We start from the raw sequence: 19,748 nt of genomic DNA, 5'->3' as shown, positions 1-19,748 counted from the left end.
GTGGCTGGTGTCGTCCGTCCACCGCCACGACCTTGCGAAGCTCCGGACGATCAGCCCGGCGGTGGTTCGACGATCGGCAGCGGGTATCCGCTGGGCGGCGCGGTCAGCCGCCAAGGCCGGTGAACATGCGCGGCGGGCACGTCAGCGAGCTCCGGCACGTACCGCCGCACGTACTCACCCTTGGCATCGAACCGCTGCGCCTGACGCAGCGGATTGAACCCCCGGTTGGGACGCGTGTCGTTGCCCGTCCCCGCGACCCACTGCCAGTTCCCGCAGTTGTTGGCCACGTCGCCGTCGAGCAGGTGCTCGAAGAAGTGCCGGGCGCCGGCTCGCCAGTCGATGCCGAGCACCCTGACCAGGTAGGACGCGACGATGAGGCGGGCCCGGTTGTGCATCCAGCCCTCGGCGAGGAGCTGGCGCATGCCGGCGTCCACGATGGGCAGCCCCGTCATGCCCGCGCGCCAGGCCTGCAGGGCGTCCTCCTCCACGCGCCAGTGGCGGCCGCGGGGCCGGTAGTCGGCGCGGTTGATGCGCGGGAAGGCGTAGGTGACCTGATGGTAGAAGTCGCGCCAGCAGAGCTGGCGGACGAAGTCCTGGTTGCCGGCGGTCAGGCGGGTCAGTTCCAGCGGTGACAGGCAGCCGAAGCGCAGGTACGGGCTGAGCCGCGAGGTGCGGTCGCCGGCCAGGTCGTCGTGGCTGTCGGCGTAGCCGGTAAGGGAGCGGCCGATCCACTGGTGGGCGCGGTCGCGGGCGGCCTGCTCGCCGCCGGGCATGGGGCCAGGCGGCGGAGGGGTCGGCAGGCGTCCGGCGTCGAGGTCCGGGGGAGTGGGGACCTGGCGGGGCGGTGCGAGGAGCCGGCGGTGCTCGTGCCGGCTCCAGGCGCGCCAGTACGGGGTGAAGACCCGGTAGTGGTCGCCGCCGCCGGACGGTTTCAGCGTCCCGGGCGGCACCACCGTGACGCCCGGGAAGAACTCGCAGGCGATCGCCTCACCGGCCAGCCGGTCCTGTCTGCGCCTGGCCAGAGCGGTGACGTCGGCGCTGGCGAAGATCGCCTCGGCGCCGGTCCGGCGGGCCAGTTTCATGGTCTCGGCCACCACGTCGCCGTGCCGGACGATCAGGTCCCCGCCGCGCGCCCGCAGGGCGGCCCGCAGGTCGGTCAGGCATTGCAGGAGGAAGCCGTGGCGGTGGCCGGCCGGGATGGTCTCGTCCAGCACGAACAGCGGGATCACGGCGCGGGCGCGGCGGCAGGCGGCCACCAGCGCCGGGTGGTCGTGCACGCGCAGGTCCCTGTTGAACAAGACGATCACCGTGTCCATGCGACCTCCATCCGCGACTCCGTTCCCCGGCTTCTTCGCGACGCCGGGGACCGCGGTTGCATCTGCTGCCGGACGAGGTGGTTGCGAACGCCCCCAAGGCTACGAAGGCCGGCGGGTCGCGTTGGTCGGTGGACCCGTAAAAAGGGGGGCATGAGGCAAGGTGCCGCGGGGAAGGGTCGTGGACATGTCATTGTGCCTGGTCACCGGCGCGACCGGCTATATCGGCGGGCGGCTGGTGCCCGAGTTGCTCGCCGCCGGCCACCAGGTGCGGTGCATGGTCCGCTCGGCCGGACGGCTGCGTGATCTGCCGTGGGCGGCGCGGACGCAGGTCGCCGAGGCCGACGCCACGGACGCCGCGGCGACGCGCCGGGCGCTGGACGGGGTCGAGGTCGCGTACTACCTGATCCACGCGATGGGGGCGAGCGGCCGGTTCGCCGAGCGGGATCGGCTGGCGGCGCGCACGTTCGCGGCGGCGGCGGCCGAGGCGGGCGTGCGGCGGATCGTCTACCTGGGCGGCCTGACCGCTGATGAGAGGCTTTCGCCGCATCTGAGGTCGCGGGCCGAGGTGGGGGAGATCTTCCTGGAGGGGGCCGTGCCGGCGGTGGTGCTGCGCGCCGCGGTGATCATCGGTTCCGGGTCGGCCTCGTTCGAGATGCTGCGCTACCTGACGGAGCGGCTGCCGGTGATGACGACGCCGCGCTGGGTGCGCAGCCGTACGCAGCCGATCGCGGTGCGGGACGTGCTGCGTTATCTGCTCGCGTGGGCGCAGGTGCCGGGGACGGTCAACAGGGGGTTCGACCTCGGAGGGCCGGACGTGCTGACCTACGCCGACATGATGCACGGTTACGCGGCCGTGGCAGGGCTGCCACCCCGGCTGATCATTCCGGTGCCGCTGCTCAGCCCACGGCTGTCCAGCCTGTGGGTGGGGCTGGTCACGCCGGTCCCAGCGAGCATCGCGCGTCCGCTGGTGGAGTCGCTGCGGAACGAGGCCGTGTGCGGCGAGCACGACATCGCCCGATACGTCCCCGATCCCGAGGATGGGCTGATCGGCTTCCGGCAGGCGGTGGCGCTGGCGCTGATGAAGATCAAGGAGGCGGACGTGGCCACCCGCTGGTCCTCGGCGTCCACGCCGGGCGCGCCGAGCGATCCGCTGCCCACCGATCCCGGCTGGGCGGGCGGCAGCCTGTACGTGGACGAGCGCAGCCTTGCCGTGCCGGCGAGCGCGGAGGCGTTGTGGCAGGTCATCGAGGGCGTCGGCGGCGACAACGGCTGGTACTCCCTGCCGGTCGCCTGGAAGCTGCGAGGGCTGGCCGATCGGCTCGTCGGCGGCGTCGGCCTGCGGCGCGGCCGGCGGGACCCGGCCCGGCTGCGGGTGGGCGACTCGATCGACTTCTGGCGGGTGGAGGAAGTGGTCCCCGGCGAGCTGCTGCGGCTGCGGGCCGAGATGCGGCTACCCGGCCTGGCCTGGCTGGAGCTGGGCGCCGCCCGCGACGGCGACCGGACGATCTACACGCAGCGGGCGATCTTCCACCCGCGCGGCCTGCTCGGACATCTGTACTGGTGGGGAATCTCGCCCTTCCACGGTCTGATCTTCGGGCGGATGCCGGTCAACGTGGCGGCGGCGGCCCGGCGGCGGCAGCAGATCTTGTCCTGATTCTCGGCCGGCCGTGAGGGACGCTTGGCACGTCTCGGGGCACATGCGTCCGTGACCGGGGGCGGCTGCGAAAGACAGGGTGTGCGACAGACGCGGAGCGGACAGGACAGACGCGCGGCCCCGCGGCCGGCCCGCGTGCTGGGCGTGCTGTTCCTGGTGGCCATGATCGGCTGCCAGGTGGCGTCGGGGCTCGACGCGCGGCCCGAGCGGCTCACCACGGTGATCGTGGCGCTGCTGGCGGCGTGCGCCGTGGCGTTCGCCGCGGACGTGTGGGGCGCGCGCAGAGCGGTGGCCGCGTTCGGCGCGGCGGTGCTGATCGGGTACGCGGCCGAGCTCGCCGGGGTGTCGACCGGGTTCCCGTTCGGTGCCTACAGCTACAGCGGCGTGTTGTGGCCGCAGGTGGGCGGCGTACCGGTGGTGGTGGCGCTGGCCTGGGGCGGGATGGGGCTGGCGGCGTACGCGGTGGCCGCCGCCATCGCACCGGCCGGTTGGGCGCGGACGTTCGCGGGCGCCGGCGCCCTGACGGCGTGGGACCTGTTCCTCGACCCGCAGATGGTCCGCCTCGGGCTGTGGACGTGGGCGCAGGACGGCCTCTACCGCGGCATCCCGCTGAGCAACTTCGCGGGCTGGCTGCTGGTGTCGGCCCTGGTCATGCTGGCCGTCGGGCACATCATCGGCGGGGCAGGGGCAGGGCGGGGGCTGCTGACGCTGTACACGGTCATGGCGGTGATGGAGACGGTCGCCTTCGCGGCGGTGTTCGACCCGCCCGACGCGCTGGTGGCGGTGGCCGGAGGGATCACGATGGGCGCGTTCGCCGCGCCGGCCTGGAGGCGGTCATGGCAGAGGTGACGGTGGTCGGCGGCGGCGTGGGCGGCATGGTGTGCGCGCTGCTGCTCGCCAGGCAGGGGCACGAGGTGCGGCTGTACGAGCAGTCGCCGCGGCTCGGCGGCAAGCTGGCCGAGCATCGCCGCGACGGGTTCACCTTCTCCCTGGGGCCGTCGCTGCTCACCATGCCGGAGCTGTTCCGCGAGCTCGGGCTGGGACGCGAACTGATCGAGCCGGAGCTGCTGTGCCGTTACCGGTTCGCCGACGGCAGCGTGCTGGACGCCCGGCGCGACCCGGACCGGATGGCCGCCGCGATCGACCTGCTCGCCCCGGGCGAGGGACAGGCCTGGCGCGCCTTCCACCGCTGGGCCGAGGGCTGCCTGGAAGCGGCGAGGCGGACCGTGTTCACCGGGCCGCTCATCCGGCCGCCGCACGAGGCCAGGCTGTCGGACCTGCTGGCCGTGGCCCCCGCACACACCCTGGACGGGCTGGCCCGCCGCTACTTCACCGACGCCCGGCTGCGTCAGTACGTCGGCCGCTACGCCACCTACGCCGGGTCCAGCCCCTACCGGGCGCCCGCCGCGCTCGGCTGCGTCCCGGCGCTGGAGCACGGGCAGGGCGTCTGGTACGCGCCCGGCGGCCTCGCCAGGCTGGCCGACGACCTGGCGCTGCTGCTGAAGGCCGCGAACGTGCAGGTGCTGCTGTCCGAGCCGGTCGCCGCCGTCGAGGCCGACGGCTCCCGGGTGACGGGGGTGCGGCTGGCCAGTGGCGAACGCGTCCGGGCCGACGTGGTGGTGGCCAACACCGACGCCGCCGACCTGTACGGCCGCTTGCTGCCCGACCGCCGCCGGCTGCGGCGGATCGCCAGGCTCGGACGGTCGTCGTCGGCGCTGCTGATCCTGGCCGGGGTCGAGGGGCGGACGCCTGGCCTGCCGCATCACTCGGTGCTGTTCTCGTCCGACTACGAACAGGAGTTCGGCGACCTCTTCGACCGTGGCAGCCCGCCGCTCGACCCCACCGTCTACCTCGGCTGCTCGGCGGTCGACGACGCCTCCCAGGCTCCGGAGGGGGCGGAGAACTGGACGATGCTCGTCAACGTGCCCGCCCGCGATCCGGGGCGGTGGCCTGTCGGGGTGAACGCGTACCGGGATCTGGTGCTGGAGCGGCTGGCCGAGCGGGGCTACGACCTGGCGGGCCGGTTGCGGTTCGCCGACGTCTTCACGCCCGCCGACCTGCGTGATCGTTACGGTGCCTGGGGTGGGGCCATCTACGGCAGTGCCTATCGGGGGCGGCTGGCGTCCTTCCAGCGTCCTGGCAACCGCGGCCCGCGCAAGGGGCTGTACCTGGTCGGCGGGTCGGCGCATCCGGGGGGCGGGCTGCCCATGGTGGCGCTGGGCGCGCGCATCGTGGCCGGGCTGGTCGCCGAGGACCTGCACAGGAGCGGGCGATGAGCCCGCGCGCGGCTGCGGGATCTGCTCGGGCAGCGTGCGATGCGGCTGGCGGTGTCCGCTCGGGCGGCGTGCGAGCGGGCGGCGTGCGAGCGGGCGGCGTGCGAGCGGGCGGCGTGCGAGCGGGCGGCGTGCGAGCGGGCGGCGTGCGAGCGGGCGGTGGGCGATGAGGCTGCTCACCGCCGCACAAGCGGTCGCGGCCGCCGTCGTGGCCGCCAGGCTGGCGCGCGGACGGCGGCGGTTGCCGCCGCTGCGGCCGATCCCGCACGCGGGTGTGACGATCTCCGTGGTGATCCCGGCTCGCGACGAGGCGGCCAGGATCCGGCCGTGCCTGCGCGCCGCGCTGGCGTCCCCCGCCGTCACCGAGGTGATCGTGGTCGACGACGGCTCCCGCGACGGGACGGCCGAGGTGGCAGCCTCGCTGGGGGCCACGGTCGTCACCGCCGAGCCGCTGCCCAGCGGCTGGGTGGGCAAGCAGTGGGCGCTGCGCCAGGGGGTGGCCGCGGCCGGCGGCGAGGTGGTGGTCACGCTGGACGCCGACACCCGGCCGGAGCCGGGGCTGTTCGGGGCGCTCGCCGATGCTCTGGAGCGCTACGACCTGGTGAGCGCGGGCCCCCAGTTCGTCTGCGACGGCGTGCTGGAGCAGGCCCTGCACGCCTCCATGCTGGCGACGCTCGTCTACCGGTTCGGGCCCGTCGGCCCGGCGAGCACGCCGCCGCCGCACCGCGTCGTCGCCAACGGGCAGTGCATGGCCTTCCGCCGTGCCGGGATGGTCGATGTGGACGGGTTCGCGCTCGTCCGGGATCGGATGACCGATGACGTGGCGCTGGCCCGGTCGCTGGCTGAGCGGGGGTGGAGGGTGGGGTTCCTGGACGGGGGCGCTCTGCTGGAGGTAGACATGCACGACTCGGTGGGCGAGTTGTGGCGGGAGTGGGGGCGTTCGCTGCCGCTGAGCGACGTGACCGGGCCCGGGTGGCAGGCGGCCGACCTGGCCGTCATCTGGCTCACCGGGGCGCTGCCCGTGCTGCGGCTGGCCGCCGGTCGGCCCACCGGGCTGGACGTGGCGCTGCTGGTGGCGCGGTCGCTGCTCACGGGTGCGTTGCGGGGCAGCTATCGCGGGGCGGGTGCGGGGGTGCTGTTGTCGCCGCTGCTCGATCCGGCGTCGGCGTTCCGGCTGACCCAGGCCACGCTCCGGCCGGTACGAACGTGGCGAGGCCGCACCTACCCGGCCACCGGCGGCACCCGGCAGGACCCCCGCGACGTCCAACCGGCCACCGACCAGGGAACGGGGAGCGTCAGTGGCGGCGCGCGGCCAGTGCGGCCTGCCCGAAGCGCAGCCCGATGAGGCACATCAGCCCCCCAGTGGCCGCCACCAGCTCCACGGGCGCGAACAGCAGTTGCAGCACCGGCACCCCGAACACCGCCAGGCGCGCCCCCACCGCGAACGACCGCACCGCCAGCGCCACCCCCACCAGGGCCGCGATGGCCAGCACGAACGCCGGCGGGCAGATCACCGCGATGCCGCCCGCGAACGTCAGAATGGACCGGCCGCCACGGAAACCGGCGAAGACCGGCCACGCGTGCCCCGCCATCGCCGCCGCCACCGCCAGGTACACCGGCGCCACGCTCGCCCCCGTCACCACCCCCAGGCCGGTGGTGTGGGCGCCGCTGACGAACAGCCCCACCAGGGCCGCCAGCGTGCCCTTCGCCGTGTCGCCGGCGAACACCGGCACGGCCGCCCGCAGGCCGAGCTGCTCCTTGACGTTCCAGTACCCCGGGTTGCGGTCGCCGACCTCGCGCGGATCGACACCATGCGCCCGCGCCACCAGCACCGCGACCGGCACCGAGCCGAGCAGGTAACCGGAGATGACCGCCACCAGCACGTCAACCATCGCCTCGTTCCACCTCATCCGATACGGCGGCATCCGGGAGATGCGGCACATGGCTTTCGACCGGCCGCTGCTGCGGAGCACCGGCGGGCTGCTGTTCTGGCGGCTGCTCGGCACCGGCCGGGGCCGCACCATGTCGCTGGGGGCCGACCTGCGCCGGTGGGCCATGTTCGCGGTCTGGCGCGACGAGAGTGACCTGGAGAAGTTCCTGCGCACCTCGCCGATCGCCGCCCGATGGCGGACGGAGGCGGACGAGAGCTGGCAGGTACGGCTGGCCCCGCTCGCCTCGCGCGGCGCCTGGGCGGGACGCGACCCGTTCGCCGGGCACCCGGACCGACCCGGCGGGGCGGGGCCGGTGGCGGTGCTGACCAGGGCGTCGATCCGGGCCCGCCGCCTGGTCGCGTTCTACCGGTCGGTGCCGCCGGTCGAGGAGCTGCTGCGGCGGCAGGACGGCTGCCTGGCGTCGATCGGCATGGGCGAGTGGCCGCTGGCCCGGCAGGCGACCTTCTCCCTGTGGCGGGATCGCGCAGCGGTGAGCGCCTTCGCCTACCGGGGGCAGGCGCATCAGCGGGTCATCGAGCAGGTGCGCTCGCACGACTGGTACGCCGAGGAGCTGTTCGCCCGCTTCGTCCCGTACGCCAGCGAGGGCACCTGGGACGGAACCGACCCGCTGCGATGAGCCCATCACGGCCTCGTCGCCGCGCCCTCAAGCCCCGCCCCGATCCCGGCCGCGGGATCCTGCGCCGCCAGGGCGTGCGCCACCACGCAGGCCCGGGCGATGGTGGCCGCCCGCGATGAGCCGTGCGCGACGACGACGGTGCCCCGCAGCCCGAGCAGGGTGGCGCCCCCGTGGGTCTGCGGGTCGTAGCGGCGGGCCACCTCCGCGAGCCGGTCCGGCGACGCGATGCCGGCCTGGGCGACCATGGTCAGCGCCGTACGGACGCAACCCTCGACGTTCTTCAGCACCACGTTCCCCGTGAACCCGTCGGTGACGATCACGTCCACCACCCCGGTCAGCACGTCATGGCCCTCGATGTTGCCGTGGAACCGCACCGGCGAGGCGGCGATCAACTCCGCGGACTGGCAGGTCAGCCGGTTGCCCTTGCCCGGCTCCGAGCCGATGGACAACAACCCCGCCGTCGGGTCGGGACGGCCGAGCACGGCTCGCGCGTACCCCACGCCGAGCAGGGCGAACTGAGCCACCATGGCCGGGCTCGGATCGGCTGTCGCGCCCGCGTCCACCAGCACGCTCGCGCCGCCCGTCAGCGCGGGCAGGGCCACGGCCAGTGCGGGCCGCAGCACCCCGGCGGCGCGGCCGATGCCGCGTACCGCGCAGGAGACCACCGCGCCGGTGGACCCGGCCGACACGAACGCCCCGCCCAGGCCCCGTCCGACCAGGTCGCAGCCCACCGCCAGGCTGGAGGCGGCCAGCGCGGCGGCGCCGGCGCCGCGCTCGGTCATCGGGACCGCGTCGTCGGCGTGCACCACGGCGATCTCGCCGCTGGCGCTGTGCCTGCGCAACTCGGCGACCACGCGAGGCTCGTCGCCGACCAGGGTGATGGGCACGTGGTGGGTACGCCACGCCGCCACCGCTCCGGCGACGGTCTCGGCGGGCCCGTGGTCGCCGCCCATCGCGTCCAGCACCACCGGCGGCACGGTCGTCCTGGGGGTCATGGCAGCTCCACTCGCACCCGGCGCTCGGCCCGGCCCGCCTCGGCGGAGGCCAGCAGGTGGCGGGCGAACACGGCCGCCTTGCGCCGGCGCGGCACCCGTACCCGGGCCGTGAGCACCTCGAACCCGCGGCGCTCGATCTCCTCCAGGATGCCGCCGTACAGCTCGAACGCGGCGCGCACGCACGGCTGCGACGAGGCGACGAGCAGGCCGAAGCCGCCGGCGGCGGCGCTGTAGTGGTCGCGGGCGCGACCGGCCTCGAAGGCGAGCAGGTCCCGCACGCGGGCCGACGTGTGCCGGGCGCCCAGGTCCTCCGGCTTGACGCCGAACTTGTCCAGGTCCTCCATGGGCAGGTAGACGCGGCCCCTGGCGTGGTCCTCACCGACGTCGCGCAGGAAGTTGGTGAGCTGGAAGGCCAGGCCGAGCTGGCGGGCGGGCTCGCGGGCCGCCTGCTCGCGGCCGGGCGCCGCCTCCAGCACCGGCAGCATCATGGTGCCGATGGCGGCGGCCGATCCCGCCATGTAGCCGAGCAGGTCGTCGTAGGTCGCGTACCGGGTCACGGACAGGTCGGCCCGCATGGAGACGAGGAAGGCGCCGATGTCGTCGTGGCCGATGCCGAACGACCTCACCGTGTGCAGGAACGCCGGCAGCACCGGGCTGTCCACGTCCGCGCCGGCGAGCCCGGCCTCCACCCGGCCGGTCAGCGCGTCGAGGGCGCGGGACCGGTCGGCGGTCATCGTGAAGGAGTCGACGATCTCGTCGGCGTAGCGGGCGAAACCGTACAGGGCGTGCACATGCCGCCGCTTCCACTGCGGCAGCAGCCGGGTGGCCAGATAGTAGGAGCGGCCGTGGCGGGCGTGCAGCCGCCGGCAGCGCTCGTAGCTGGCGGTGAGCGTCAACGGGTCTCCTCGAGTATGCGTTCGGCGGCCAGCCGGCCGGAGATCAGCACGGGCGGCACCCCGACACCGGGCGCGGTGAACATGCCGGCGAAGTGCAGCCCGGGCACCCGCCGGGCCACGGCGGACGGGCGCAGCCACGCCGTCTGGGTGAAGCGGTGATCGAGCGCGAACGGCGTTCCGGCGCTGTGCCCGAGGGCCGCCCAGGCGGGCGGGTCCAGCACCAGCCGGGGCGCGGCCGACAGGTCGCCGTAACCGAGCCTGGCCATCCGGCCGAGCAGCCTCCCCTCCAGCCGGGGCCGCAGCCGCTTCCAGTCGGCGCGTTCCAGGTTCGGCGCGGGCTCCAGGACGCTGAGCGTAGTGTGCCCCGCCGGCGCGGCCTCGCCGTCCGGCTCGGGGCAGGTGACGAGCAGGCTCGGGTCCGGTTGCGGCCTGCCCGCCGCCAGCGCGCTGAACGTGTCCTCCCAGGTACGGCCGAAGTGCAGCGTGTGGTGCGCCTGGCCGGTGGGCGGGCGGTCCAGGCCCGCGTGCACCACCAGGCAGGAGGGGGAGTGGCGGGGACGGCGCAGCCGCCAGTCGTCCGCCAGGCCGGGCAGCAGCCGCCTGGCCGCCAGCCGGTCGCACGCGACGACCACCTGCCCGGCCGGCAGCCGCTCGCCGTCCGCCAGCAGGACGCCCTTGACGCCGTCGGTGTCCGTCTCGATCTCGTGGGCGCGCACGCCGTAGCGGATCCCGGCGCCCAGCTTCTCCAGCAGGGCCGCCATCGCCGCCGGGATGGCGTGCATGCCGCCGCGTTCGGGGAAGTACACGCCGCCGACGGTGTCCATGTGCGCGATGACGGCGTAGATGCCCAGCGCCTGCTGGGGCGAGAGCCCCACGTACAGGGCCTGGAACGTGTGCGCCTTGATCAGCCTGGGGTCCCTCAGGTGCCGGGCCGCCAGCCGGTCCAGCCGGCGGAAGCCGCCCAGCGCGGCCAGCCGCAGCAGCGCGGCCGGCCGGGCCAGGCCGCGCAGCCGCGTCATGTCCGCGTCGATGAACGCCGGCCACTCCAGGCGGAACATCTCCGCCAGCAGCCGCCGGTACCGCTCGTAGCGCGCCGCCTCCGCGGGCCCGCACACCGTGCGCACCTGCTCGGTCATCGCCTCGCGCTCCGGCAGCACGTCCAGCCACGAGCCGTCCTCGAAGACCATCCGGTAGGACGGGTCCAGCCGCCGCAGCGGCAGCCAGTGCCGCAGCTCCTGCCCGGCCGCGCCGAAGACCTCGGCCAGCACGTCCGGCATCGTCAGCACGGACGGGCCGGTGTCGAACCGGTACGCGCCGAGCCGGGCGGTGCCGCAGCAGCCGCCGGGCTCGTCGAGGGCCTCCACCACCGTCACCTGGCGGCCGGCCGCGGCCAGGTGAACGGCCGCCGACAGGCCGCCCAGACCGGCTCCGACGACCACCACAGCACTCATCAGCGGCTCCTCGCCATGTCCACGCCGGCACTCATCAGCGGCTCCTCGCCATGTCCACGCCGGCACTCATCACAGGCTCTTCGCCGTGGACAGGGTGGCCAGTTCCGTCAGCGCCTGCCTCGCCTCCGGTGGGATGCCGGGCGGACGATCCAACGCCGCGACCGCCTCGTCCGTCAGGGCGGCGATGCGCTGCTCCGCCGCCCCCAGCGCCCCGCACCGCACGATCAGCTCCCGCGCCGCCGCCGCCCCGCGCTCGTCGGTGATGCCGTCCAGGAGCGGGCTGCCCGTCACCCGGCGGGCGTAGGCGAGCAGGAAGGTGGCCTTGCCCTGCAGCAGGTCAGCGCAGGCCTTGCCGGTGTGCGCCGGGTCGCCGAACACGCCGTTGACGTCGTCCCTGAGCTGGAACGCCGCACCCAGCGGCAGCGCGTACGCGCTCAGCGTCCGCCGCGTCCGCGGGCAGCCGCCCGCGACGGCGTGGCCGAGATGCAGAGGCCCCTCGACCGTGTATTTGCCCGACTTGTAGAGCGAGATGGTGTCCGCCTGCTCCTGTCCCGCACCTGGCCCTGCCGCGGCGGCCAGGTCGAGGTACTGCCCGCCGATCGCCTCAACCCGCAGCCGGGTGAAGACGTCCAGCGCGGCGCCCAGGCGCGGGCCCGTCTCCAGCAGCGCGGCGTCGGCCCAGCTCCACGCCAGCAGCGCGAACAGGGTCGCCACCGACTCGCCGAACCGGCCCGCGTCGCCCCGCCGTCCCGACGCGCGGTGCAGGGCGGCCAGCGCGACGTGCGCCGTCGGCCGGCCACGCCGGGAGGCCGCCTCGTCCATCACGTCGTCCAGCAGCAGCGCCGCCGCGTGCACCAGCTCCATCGCGCAGGCTGCGGGCAGCACCTCCGCCGGCCGCTCGCCGCCGGCCGCCCGGTACCCCCAGTAGACGAACGCCGGCCGCAACCGCTTACCGCCGCTGAGCACGAACTCCACCAGGAACTCGCGCACCAGCTCGGCGTCGTGGCCGCCCAGGAAGCCGAGCCGCCCGAGCTGCTCTTCCAGCAGCTCCGCCAAACGCCGCTCGACCAGCTCACGCACCTGGCCGGTCTGCGAGGTCACGGTGTCCATGCACGCAACTCCTTCTGCCGCTATAGAAAGCCTTCGCAGGAGGAGCGGACCCGGTTGCACACGATCCGAAACGCTTCTTCACGGTAACCACCGGACGCCGGATCCCGAACGGGACACGCTCGCACATGCGTCCGAGCACCCCCACAAGCGCGAAAAGATGGTCGGACACGTCGAGCGGCAGCAGGAACCATGGGCGAGGACAAACCGGTCAGCGAAGAAGACGCGGGCTACGGCATCGGAGCCGTCTCCCGTCGGCTGGGCGTGCCCGCGCCGACGCTGCGCACCTGGAACCTGCGGTACGGCCTGGGCCCCAGCCGTCGCAGCGCCGGTGGCCATCGCCGTTACGACGCCGCCGACTTGCGCCGCCTGGCCGAGATGAAGCGCCTGATCGCCGCCGGCCTCCCTGCCGCCGAAGCCGCCCGGCTCGCCCTGGCGCTTCCGACCTCCTCACCGGACGTGGCCCTTCCGGCCCCCTCACCGGACCTGGCGCTTCCGACCCCCTCACCGGACGTCGCCCTTCCGGCCCTCTCACCGGACCTGGCTGTCCCGCCTTCCTCCGAACGGTCCGGCGCCCGCCCGGCCACCGCCGCGCTGGCTCGGGCCGCGTTCATGCTAGACAGCCACGCCGTTTCCGCGCTGGTCGAGCAGGCGCTGGACGCGCACGGTGTGGTGTGGACGTGGGAACGGCTGCTGCTGCCCGTCCTCGACACCATCTGCCGCCGCCAGGACGAGGCGGGGGCGGGCATCGACGCCGAACACCTGCTGTCCGACCGGATCCAGGCAGCCCTGCACCGCCGCGCCGGCGACGTCCCGACGGTTGAGGTCCGTCCGGTGTTGCTGGCCTGTGCCGAGGACGAGCAGCACAGCCTGCCGGTGCACGCGCTGGCCGCCGCCCTCGCCGAACTGGACGTGCAGACCCGCGTCCTGGGGGCCCGCACTCCCTATACCGCCCTCGCCCACGCCATGCGCCGGCTCGGTCCGGCCGCGGTGTTCATCTGGTCGCAGCAGGCCGCCACCGGCGACACCACCCCGCTCGCCGCCCTGCCACGGCTGCGTCCCGCCTGCCAGATCGTCATCGGCGGGCTCGGCTGGCAGGGCGAGCCGCCCCCGGGCGTCATCCGGGTCTCGACGCTGCCTGACGCGGTCGCGCGCATCACGTCCACGCTCGGTTAAGCCCGCGACGCCCCCCGGCGAAGCTTGTGGCGGCACCCTCAACCCCGCTATGAATAAGTTTTGAATAGGTTTTTCAGGTGAGGGGGCAGAGCCATGGAGATCAGTGACGAGGCAGCGCTCGACGAGTGTTACCGCACGCACGCCCCCGCCCTGCGCTCGTACCTGCGCCGGTTCGTGCCCGCTCAGGACGTGGAGGACATGATCCAGGTCGTCTTCGCCGACCTCTGGCGCTCGCGCCGCCGCTACGACCCCACCAGAAGCCAGGCCGCCTGGGTGTTCGCCATCGCCCACCGCCGCGCCATCGACCACCTGCGCGTCCGCCGGCCCGCCACGGTCCCGCTGGACGAGGTCGGCGACCCGCCCGTACGGGAGCGGCCGGTCGCGGACGTGCTCGCCGACCGCGACCGGCTCGGCAGAGCGCTCGCCGCCCTGCCGCACGCCCAACGGCAGGCCATCGAACTGGCCTACTTCGCCGACCTGACGCAGCGGGAGATCGCCGACCGGCTGCGGGTGCCGCTCGGCACGGTCAAGGCCCGCACGACACGAGGGCTACGGAGGCTTTCTGCGCTGCTGGCGGGTCTCGGCTGACCGCGCTTCGGGCCGCACCGGAGGCCCTTCGTGGTATTTGCCCAAAGAAATGCGTTTTCGGAGAAATGTTCATCCCTAGACTTAGGGATATCAAGGCTCGTTCAAGGCGCTTTATCGTCGAGTTACCAGAAAGAACTCCACTCCAAAGCGCAAGGAGAACGACAATGGCAAAGACCTACGCGTCCTGGGAGCACGGATTCACCGCCGTGGCCGAGAACCCCGCGACGAACGCGCTCCGCCAGGGATTCGGCGTCACCTTCACCCTCCCCGCGAACGGCGGCGACTGGATCCACCTCGCCATCCCCACCCCCGTCCTCGTCGAGGACCGCAGGGCAACCCTGGACAGGGTGCTCATCCTCTTCGACGCGCGGGAGACCAGCTCCCTCCTCCACGTGCACGTCTGGGACGGCCCGAACCGCATCCTGGCCAGGGACGACCTCAAGATCGAAGGCAACCACGCCCACGGCCTCAGCGGGAACAACGTGTTCCCCGTGGGCCGCGACGGCATCGGCTTCGGCTGCGGGATCTCGCTGTTCTTCGCCGCCGGCCAGATCGACAGCCACGTCTTCATCGCCGGTTTCGGCGGCGACTTCTCGCACAACATCTGACCTTCCCGCGCACCGCAAGAAAAGAAAGGAAACAATGATGCGTTTCCGAGCCCGTCTACTCGCCGGCCTGGTCGGCGCGACCTTCCTGGCGCTGGGCGCCGGCGCCGCTCCCGCGACGGCGCAGTCCGTGTACGGTCCTTATGCCAGCTTCGAGGTCTGCTGGGTGGCCGGCAACCAGGGGCAGCAGGCCGGTCAATGGGTGTCGTATTTCTGCTCGCAGAACGGCACCCCCCAGTGGTGGCTGTTCACCACCCCCTGAACGACCGGCCGTCGAACCCTCGGCGGGCCCTCCTGACTTCCCCTCCTGTCAGAAGGGCCCGCCCGAGGTGCGGGGGCGTCACGTGTTGAGGGACGCGATGAGTTCGTCGCGTCCGCTCGTGCCCGTCTTGCGGAACAGCGCCTTGAGATGGTCGCCGACCGTGTAGAGGGACAGGTCGAGCGCGCGGGCGATCTGCTTGGGCGCGGACCCGCTGTAGAGGTGCTGCATGATCTGCTGCTCGCGGGGGGTGACCCCGTACCAGTCGCAGTACGACGGCATCAGCGACCTGCCGCCCGCGCGCTGGATCATGATCGCGACGTCGCCGTCGTCGCCGAGCCGCTGGGCCTCGATCGTCGTCCACCAACCGCACCCCACCGAGGGCACGCAGAGCCGCACGTTACGCGGCTGCGCGCGAGCCGCCGCAGCCAGGCACGCGAACGAGCAGTCGGCCAGCCAGCCGGGTACGTCCAGGTACGTCCGCGTCGCCTCCAGCCATGGCTGCGCCTGCGACGTCATCGTCTTGATCCGGCTGTCGGCCCCGACGATGAGCATGCCCGGCGACGGCTCGGGTGCGAGCGACCTGGCCGGCGGGGCCGTCACGTAGTTGCGGAACGCGGCGACCAGCGCGGGCCCGACGTCGGCCAGCCGGCGCGCGTCGGCGACGTCGAACGGACGGCCGCCCGCCGCCCGCATCAGGCAGAGCACGCCCCACACGCCCCGCGTGGACCGCAGCGCCAGGCACAACTCCTCGCCGGCGCTGTGCGCGTCGAGCAGCCGGTCCCGCATGCCCGGCCGCACCCGCCGGGACAACGTCACGGGGACCTGCCGCCGCGCCAGCTCGCCCAGCTCCACCAGGTAGTCGCCGACGCGGTCCGCGCTGAGCAGCTCGCGGCCGAGGTCGGGCGTGTAGCCGTGCCAGAACGCCAGCGTGGTGATGCCAGGGCCCGACGACGGGCTGCTCGTCCCGCAGCGCATCGCGTCGTGCGGCACCACGGGCGCGATCACCCGGGACAGCTCCGCCGCGACCGCCTCCAGCCCGGCGCCCGGGACCAGCGCCGCGCACAGATCCCGATACAACCGGACACACTCCGTAATCACGGTTCCAGTGTGCGGCGGAACGCGCCGTCCGGGCCAGCGGTTTTTCCGGCCGGACGGTTACTTCTCGGCCGTGCCCTTCTTCTTGGCGAGGGATTCCTGATAGAGCGCCGCGTACGTGTTCGAATCCTTGATCAGGTCGTCGGCGAAGGCGGCGACGTCGTCGCCGATGAGTTCCAGCACTCCCTTGCCGGACGCGGCGCCTTCCTCGAAGAAATCGACGATCCCGGGAAGCAGCGGCCCGTCAGGCAGATCGACAGGGCCGACCTTGAAGAAGTACTTCTGCAACTCCTTGTAGACGATCTGATAGTCGGGCGGGAGCGCCTTGACCCGCGCCATGTGCGCCCGCCACTGCTTCTTGCCCTCGATGATGTCGTGGATGCCCACGTCAGCCTCCCAACCGGCCGAGTTTCCTGGCCACATTCCTGTTCAACTGGTCACGCCACCGGTCGCGGAAGGTGCGCGCGCCTTCTCCGCCGGCGAGTGCCGCGCAGAAGCCCGCGATGTCGTCACCGAGCACGTCGTGAATGCTCTGCCCGTCGGACGCTGTCTCCTCCAGGAGCCCCAAGGCGCCGTCGAATATGGGCATCAAATTGCGGCCGGTGAAGTCGCCGTACAGGAAAAGGTGGCTCTTGATCTGTTCCCAGGCCGCCCGGTGATCGGCCGGCAGTACCGCCGCCCGGGCTTCGAACGCCTTCCAATCTCTGGTGAGATCGCTGCCTGTGATGGTCTCCCAGAAGTTCATGCCCCGCCCTCCCTGAGCTTGTCGATCCGTGATGAGACGTACTCCCACTTCGCCCAGAACGTCGCGAGCTGTTTGCGCCCCGCGTCGTTGAGCGCGTAGAACTTGCGCGGCGGGCCCATTCCGGACGGTCGTTTGGTGACCTGGACGAGCTTGTTCTTCTCCAGTCGCAGCAGGATGGTGTAAACCGTTCCTTCGACGACGTCGGTGAAGCCGAGTTCGTTGAGCCGGCGCGTGATGGCGTACCCGTAGGTCTCCTCGCCGCCGATGATTTCGAGCACGCAGCCTTCGAGCGTGCCCTTCAGCATCTCCGTCAGGTCGTCCATCATGGTCCTCTTCGCTTCTCGTGGTACTCGGTAGCACCGAGTACTGCTATACCGTACCACGAAGTAGTGGAAGGACGGTGCGGGTTCGCTAGCTTGCGCCGCCGCCCACCGGGGAGGGGCGCGCGGCCAGCAGTGCGGCGCGAATGGCCTGCTCCAGGCTGGAGTGCACGTTGAGCAGGCCCTCGGTCTCGGTGGTGCGCAGCAGGTGCGCCGGGCCCGGCTGCAACTCGGCGAGGTGCAGGCCCGCGCCGTTGCGGTGGGCGAGGACATGGGTCTGCAGCAGGACTCGCAGGGCCGAGTCGTCGAGGTACGGCACTTCGCTCAGGTCCAGCACGATGTGCTCGCCGTGGTGGCGGCGGGTGCGGCTGATGTAGTCGTCGAGGAGGTGCGCGGTGGGGGTGTCCACCTCGCCGGCCGCCGCGATCACGGTCACGCCGGGCAGATGCTGGGAACTGAACGTCAGCGACGGCACAGCGGCGGACCTCCATCAAAGCCCAGGGGGGACGGGGCACGTGTCCGGGGTATCGCTCACACTACGCCCTCCGGAGGGCTCGGGCGCTACCCCTGTGATCGGCGTGAGACATGAATGTTTCTGGCTCATCCGGGTTTGTGAGAAAGATTCTTGCGTTGACTCGTCAATTCGACGGAGTTTCTGCGTGGAGGGGAAGGGGCGATCCTGTGGTGCGGGCGTCTCGATGAGTCGGTCGCGTACGCGCGGATGGCCTGTGCGGGTGAGTGACGACGGATCGACTGTTAGGCTTCTGGATCGTACCGATCGGTTCGATCTCAGTGGCGGTGTCGGCATGGTCATTTGGCGCGAACGCCACAGCGGGGTCGCCGAGGCGGTGCGGCTGGCCGCGGGCACCGCCTCGGCGCTGGGGCTGGCCCGCTTCGCCTACGGCCTGCTCCTCCCTGCCATGCGCGACGACCTGCACTGGAGCCTGACCCAGGCAGGGGTGATGAGCACCGCCAACGGGCTCGGCCACCTGGCCGGCGCGCTGGTGACCGCAGCACTGGTCCGCAGGGTCGGCAGCGCGGCGGCCTTCCGCTGGAGCATGGTGCTGACGGCGGTGGCGCTGGCGGTCACCGCGGTGAGCGGCCAATTTGCGGTGCTGCTGGTCACCAGGGCCGCGGCGGGCGTGACCGGGGCGGTGGTGTTCATCACCGGCGGGGTGATCGCGTCGCGGATCGCCGCGCGGGCCTCCTCCGGTGCGCCGATCGTCGTCTACTTCGCCGGCACCGGGCTGGGCATCGTCCTCAGCGGGGTGACGATCCCGGCGCTGGGCGCTCACTGGCGTCTCGCCTGGGTCGGCATGGGGCTGGCCGCGGGCCTGGCCGCGCTGGTGAGCTGGAGGGCCGCGAGCCAGGGCGGGGAGGAGACGGCGGCCACCGTCGGACGGGCGCGGCTGCGTCCTCTGTGGCGTACGGCGCTGGCCTACCTGCTGTTCGCCGCCGGATACATCACTTACATCACCTTCCTGTCCGCCTATCTCGCCGAGCGCGACGCGCCCCTCGTCCAGGTGATGCTCATCTGGACGGCGCTGGGGGCGGCGGTCATGGCGGCGCCGGCGCTGTGGAGCCGTCCCATCACCCATTGGCGCGGCGGCGGCGCGCTCGCCACGCTGCTGGTCCTGCTCGCGGGCGGGGCGGTGATCGCGCTGGCGGCCCCGGCGCTCGTGCTCGCGTCCGCGATCGTGTTCGGCGCGACGTTCATGAGCGTGCCCGCCGCCGTGACCGCGCTGGTCAAGGCAGGAACCCCGCCCGAAGACTGGACGGCCACGCTGGCCGCCTTCACCACCGTGTTCGCGGTGGGCCAGACCGCCGGGCCGTGGATCGCCGGCCTCCTCGCCGACCACACCTCGACCGACGCCACGCTCGCCTGGACCGCGATCCTGTGCGCCGCCGCCGCGGCGATCGCCGCCACCACAACGCACCGAGCAGAACCAGCCCCCGGACAAGGAGAACGACAGTGACCACCTTCGTGCTGATCCCCGGCATGTGCCACGGCGGCTGGTGCTTCAGCGACCTCACCGAAGAGCTGCGCTCCCACGGGCACCGCGCACACCCCCTGACCTTGACCGGCCTGTCCGAGCGCAGCCACGTCCCGCACGCCGGCGTGAACCTGGACACCCACATCCAGGACGTGACCGGCGTCCTGGCGGCCGAGCACCTCCAGGACGTGGTCCTGGTCGGCCACAGCTACGGCGGAATGGTGATCAGCGGGGTGGCTGACCGGATGCCGGAGCGCGTCCGATCGCTGGTCTACCTGGACGCCGTCGTACCGGGCGACGGCGAGTCCATGTGGGACCTGGTCTCCGACCGCGAACGACAGTGGTACACCGCGACCGGCGACGCGGTGCGTCCGCTGCCCTTCTTCGACCCGCGAGCCACCCCGCACCCCCTCGCGTCCCTGCTCCAGCCGCTGCGCCTCACCGGCGGCCCCGCCCGCGACCGCCGCGACGTCTACGTGTACGCGGCGGGCTGGCCGACCCCGTCGCCCTTCACCGCCACCTACGAGCGGCTGCGTCAGGACCCCCGATGGACCACCCACGCCCTCGACAGCGGCCACAACCTCATGCGCGACGCCCCGCAGGACCTGCTGAAGATCCTGCTCGCGGCCGGGTGACCCGCGCGTCCGCCGCGCCTTGGCCTGCTGTGTGGGTGGTGTTCTCTCCCGTACGCCGACCGCGCACC

The 19,748-nt window shown here is 72.9% G+C and carries 22 protein-coding genes; 11 read left to right on the top strand and 11 right to left on the bottom strand.

Annotated features, from left to right (window positions below; genetic code table 11):
* Nucleotides 1-50: 50 nt before the first annotated feature.
* Nucleotides 51-1,316: a cryptochrome/photolyase family protein gene (locus ABD331_RS11050; RefSeq protein ID WP_344473308.1), complete on the bottom strand. Its 1,266-nt coding sequence runs from the start codon at nucleotides 1,314-1,316 to the stop codon at nucleotides 51-53.
* A gap of 184 nt (nucleotides 1,317-1,500) precedes the next feature.
* Here ABD331_RS11050 and ABD331_RS11045 point away from each other — a divergent pair, with 184 nt between their 5' ends.
* From ABD331_RS11045 to ABD331_RS11030, 4 genes are all read left to right on the top strand, one after another.
* Nucleotides 1,501-2,970 carry an SDR family oxidoreductase gene (locus ABD331_RS11045; protein WP_344473408.1) on the top strand — a complete coding sequence of 490 codons (1,470 nt, stop codon included), beginning with the start codon at nucleotides 1,501-1,503 and terminating at the stop codon, nucleotides 2,968-2,970.
* Between the two features lie 81 nt (nucleotides 2,971-3,051).
* Nucleotides 3,052-3,819: a carotenoid biosynthesis protein gene (locus ABD331_RS11040; RefSeq protein ID WP_344473306.1), complete on the top strand. Its 768-nt coding sequence runs from the start codon at nucleotides 3,052-3,054 to the stop codon at nucleotides 3,817-3,819.
* Nucleotides 3,807-5,246: a phytoene desaturase family protein gene (locus tag ABD331_RS11035; protein ID WP_344473305.1), complete on the top strand. Its 1,440-nt coding sequence runs from the start codon at nucleotides 3,807-3,809 to the stop codon at nucleotides 5,244-5,246. Before ABD331_RS11040 ends, ABD331_RS11035 begins: the two co-directional genes overlap by 13 nt.
* Nucleotides 5,247-5,409: 163 nt before the next feature.
* On the top strand, nucleotides 5,410-6,588 hold the full coding sequence (locus tag ABD331_RS11030) for a glycosyltransferase family 2 protein (RefSeq protein ID WP_344473304.1): 1,179 nt from the start codon (nucleotides 5,410-5,412) through the stop codon (nucleotides 6,586-6,588).
* Here ABD331_RS11030 and ABD331_RS11025 read toward each other — a convergent pair.
* Entirely contained in the window at nucleotides 6,539-7,135 is a 597-nt protein-coding gene (locus ABD331_RS11025) for a glycerol-3-phosphate acyltransferase (protein WP_344473302.1), read from the bottom strand. The genes ABD331_RS11030 and ABD331_RS11025 overlap by 50 nt on opposite strands.
* Here ABD331_RS11025 and ABD331_RS11020 point away from each other — a divergent pair.
* Nucleotides 7,110-7,811 (top strand): spheroidene monooxygenase, encoded by a 702-nt coding sequence (locus tag ABD331_RS11020; protein ID WP_344473300.1) that lies wholly within the window; start codon nucleotides 7,110-7,112, stop codon nucleotides 7,809-7,811. The two genes, ABD331_RS11025 and ABD331_RS11020, sit on opposite strands and share 26 nt — an antisense overlap.
* 5 nt (nucleotides 7,812-7,816) lie before the next feature.
* On the opposite strand, the gene plsX is transcribed toward ABD331_RS11020, so the two are convergent.
* From plsX to ABD331_RS11000, 4 genes are all read right to left on the bottom strand, one after another.
* Complete coding sequence (gene plsX, locus ABD331_RS11015; protein WP_344473298.1) at nucleotides 7,817-8,806, bottom strand: phosphate acyltransferase PlsX; 990 nt, start codon at nucleotides 8,804-8,806, stop codon at nucleotides 7,817-7,819.
* Nucleotides 8,803-9,702 carry a phytoene/squalene synthase family protein gene (locus ABD331_RS11010; protein ID WP_344473296.1) on the bottom strand — a complete coding sequence of 300 codons (900 nt, stop codon included), beginning with the start codon at nucleotides 9,700-9,702 and terminating at the stop codon, nucleotides 8,803-8,805. Before ABD331_RS11010 ends, plsX begins: the two co-directional genes overlap by 4 nt.
* The gene (locus tag ABD331_RS11005) at nucleotides 9,699-11,153 is read right to left on the bottom strand and encodes a phytoene desaturase family protein (RefSeq protein WP_344473294.1); all 1,455 of its coding nucleotides are present in this window, start codon (nucleotides 11,151-11,153) and stop codon (nucleotides 9,699-9,701) included. Before ABD331_RS11005 ends, ABD331_RS11010 begins: the two co-directional genes overlap by 4 nt.
* A 69-nt stretch (nucleotides 11,154-11,222) precedes the next feature.
* A complete protein-coding gene (locus ABD331_RS11000) occupies nucleotides 11,223-12,263 on the bottom strand; it encodes a polyprenyl synthetase family protein (protein ID WP_344473292.1) in 1,041 nt (346 codons plus the stop codon).
* 189 nt (nucleotides 12,264-12,452) lie between these two features.
* Here ABD331_RS11000 and ABD331_RS10995 point away from each other — a divergent pair, with 189 nt between their 5' ends.
* From ABD331_RS10995 to ABD331_RS10980, 4 genes are all read left to right on the top strand, one after another.
* Nucleotides 12,453-13,436, top strand: a complete 984-nt coding sequence (locus ABD331_RS10995) for a MerR family transcriptional regulator (RefSeq protein WP_344473290.1) — start codon at nucleotides 12,453-12,455, stop codon at nucleotides 13,434-13,436.
* Nucleotides 13,437-13,529: 93 nt separating this feature from the next.
* Nucleotides 13,530-14,024: an RNA polymerase sigma factor gene (locus tag ABD331_RS10990; protein ID WP_344473288.1), complete on the top strand. Its 495-nt coding sequence runs from the start codon at nucleotides 13,530-13,532 to the stop codon at nucleotides 14,022-14,024.
* Between the two features lie 164 nt (nucleotides 14,025-14,188).
* Nucleotides 14,189-14,632 carry a DUF6623 family protein gene (locus ABD331_RS10985; protein ID WP_344473286.1) on the top strand — a complete coding sequence of 148 codons (444 nt, stop codon included), beginning with the start codon at nucleotides 14,189-14,191 and terminating at the stop codon, nucleotides 14,630-14,632.
* A gap of 37 nt (nucleotides 14,633-14,669) precedes the next feature.
* Nucleotides 14,670-14,891 (top strand): hypothetical protein, encoded by a 222-nt coding sequence (locus tag ABD331_RS10980; RefSeq protein WP_344473284.1) that lies wholly within the window; start codon nucleotides 14,670-14,672, stop codon nucleotides 14,889-14,891.
* A gap of 78 nt (nucleotides 14,892-14,969) precedes the next feature.
* Here the strand turns inward: ABD331_RS10980 and ABD331_RS10975 are convergent, their stop codons facing one another.
* From ABD331_RS10975 to ABD331_RS10955, 5 genes are all read right to left on the bottom strand, one after another.
* Nucleotides 14,970-15,989 carry a helix-turn-helix transcriptional regulator gene (locus tag ABD331_RS10975; protein WP_344473282.1) on the bottom strand — a complete coding sequence of 340 codons (1,020 nt, stop codon included), beginning with the start codon at nucleotides 15,987-15,989 and terminating at the stop codon, nucleotides 14,970-14,972.
* Nucleotides 15,990-16,046: 57 nt separating this feature from the next.
* Nucleotides 16,047-16,373 carry a DUF1048 domain-containing protein gene (locus tag ABD331_RS10970; protein WP_344473280.1) on the bottom strand — a complete coding sequence of 109 codons (327 nt, stop codon included), beginning with the start codon at nucleotides 16,371-16,373 and terminating at the stop codon, nucleotides 16,047-16,049.
* A gap of 1 nt (nucleotide 16,374) precedes the next feature.
* Nucleotides 16,375-16,731 carry a DUF1048 domain-containing protein gene (locus ABD331_RS10965; RefSeq protein WP_344473278.1) on the bottom strand — a complete coding sequence of 119 codons (357 nt, stop codon included), beginning with the start codon at nucleotides 16,729-16,731 and terminating at the stop codon, nucleotides 16,375-16,377.
* Nucleotides 16,728-17,054, bottom strand: a complete 327-nt coding sequence (locus ABD331_RS10960) for a PadR family transcriptional regulator (RefSeq protein WP_344473406.1) — start codon at nucleotides 17,052-17,054, stop codon at nucleotides 16,728-16,730. The genes ABD331_RS10965 and ABD331_RS10960 overlap by 4 nt, the downstream gene beginning before the upstream one ends.
* A gap of 88 nt (nucleotides 17,055-17,142) precedes the next feature.
* On the bottom strand, nucleotides 17,143-17,526 hold the full coding sequence (locus ABD331_RS10955) for an STAS domain-containing protein (protein ID WP_344473276.1): 384 nt from the start codon (nucleotides 17,524-17,526) through the stop codon (nucleotides 17,143-17,145).
* A gap of 331 nt (nucleotides 17,527-17,857) precedes the next feature.
* On the opposite strand from ABD331_RS10955, the gene ABD331_RS10950 reads away from it, so the two are divergent.
* Both ABD331_RS10950 and ABD331_RS10945 read left to right on the top strand, forming a co-directional pair.
* A complete protein-coding gene (locus tag ABD331_RS10950) occupies nucleotides 17,858-19,027 on the top strand; it encodes a YbfB/YjiJ family MFS transporter (RefSeq protein WP_344473274.1) in 1,170 nt (389 codons plus the stop codon).
* On the top strand, nucleotides 19,024-19,680 hold the full coding sequence (locus tag ABD331_RS10945; RefSeq protein WP_344473272.1) for an alpha/beta fold hydrolase: 657 nt from the start codon (nucleotides 19,024-19,026) through the stop codon (nucleotides 19,678-19,680). Before ABD331_RS10950 ends, ABD331_RS10945 begins: the two co-directional genes overlap by 4 nt.
* The last annotated feature ends 68 nt before the right edge of the window (nucleotides 19,681-19,748 follow it).

The sequence above is a fragment of the Nonomuraea monospora genome, assembly GCF_039531895.1.
Classification (GTDB): Bacteria; Actinomycetota; Actinomycetes; order Streptosporangiales; family Streptosporangiaceae; genus Nonomuraea; species Nonomuraea monospora.
This window is presented reverse-complemented; position numbering and strand designations above follow the sequence as displayed.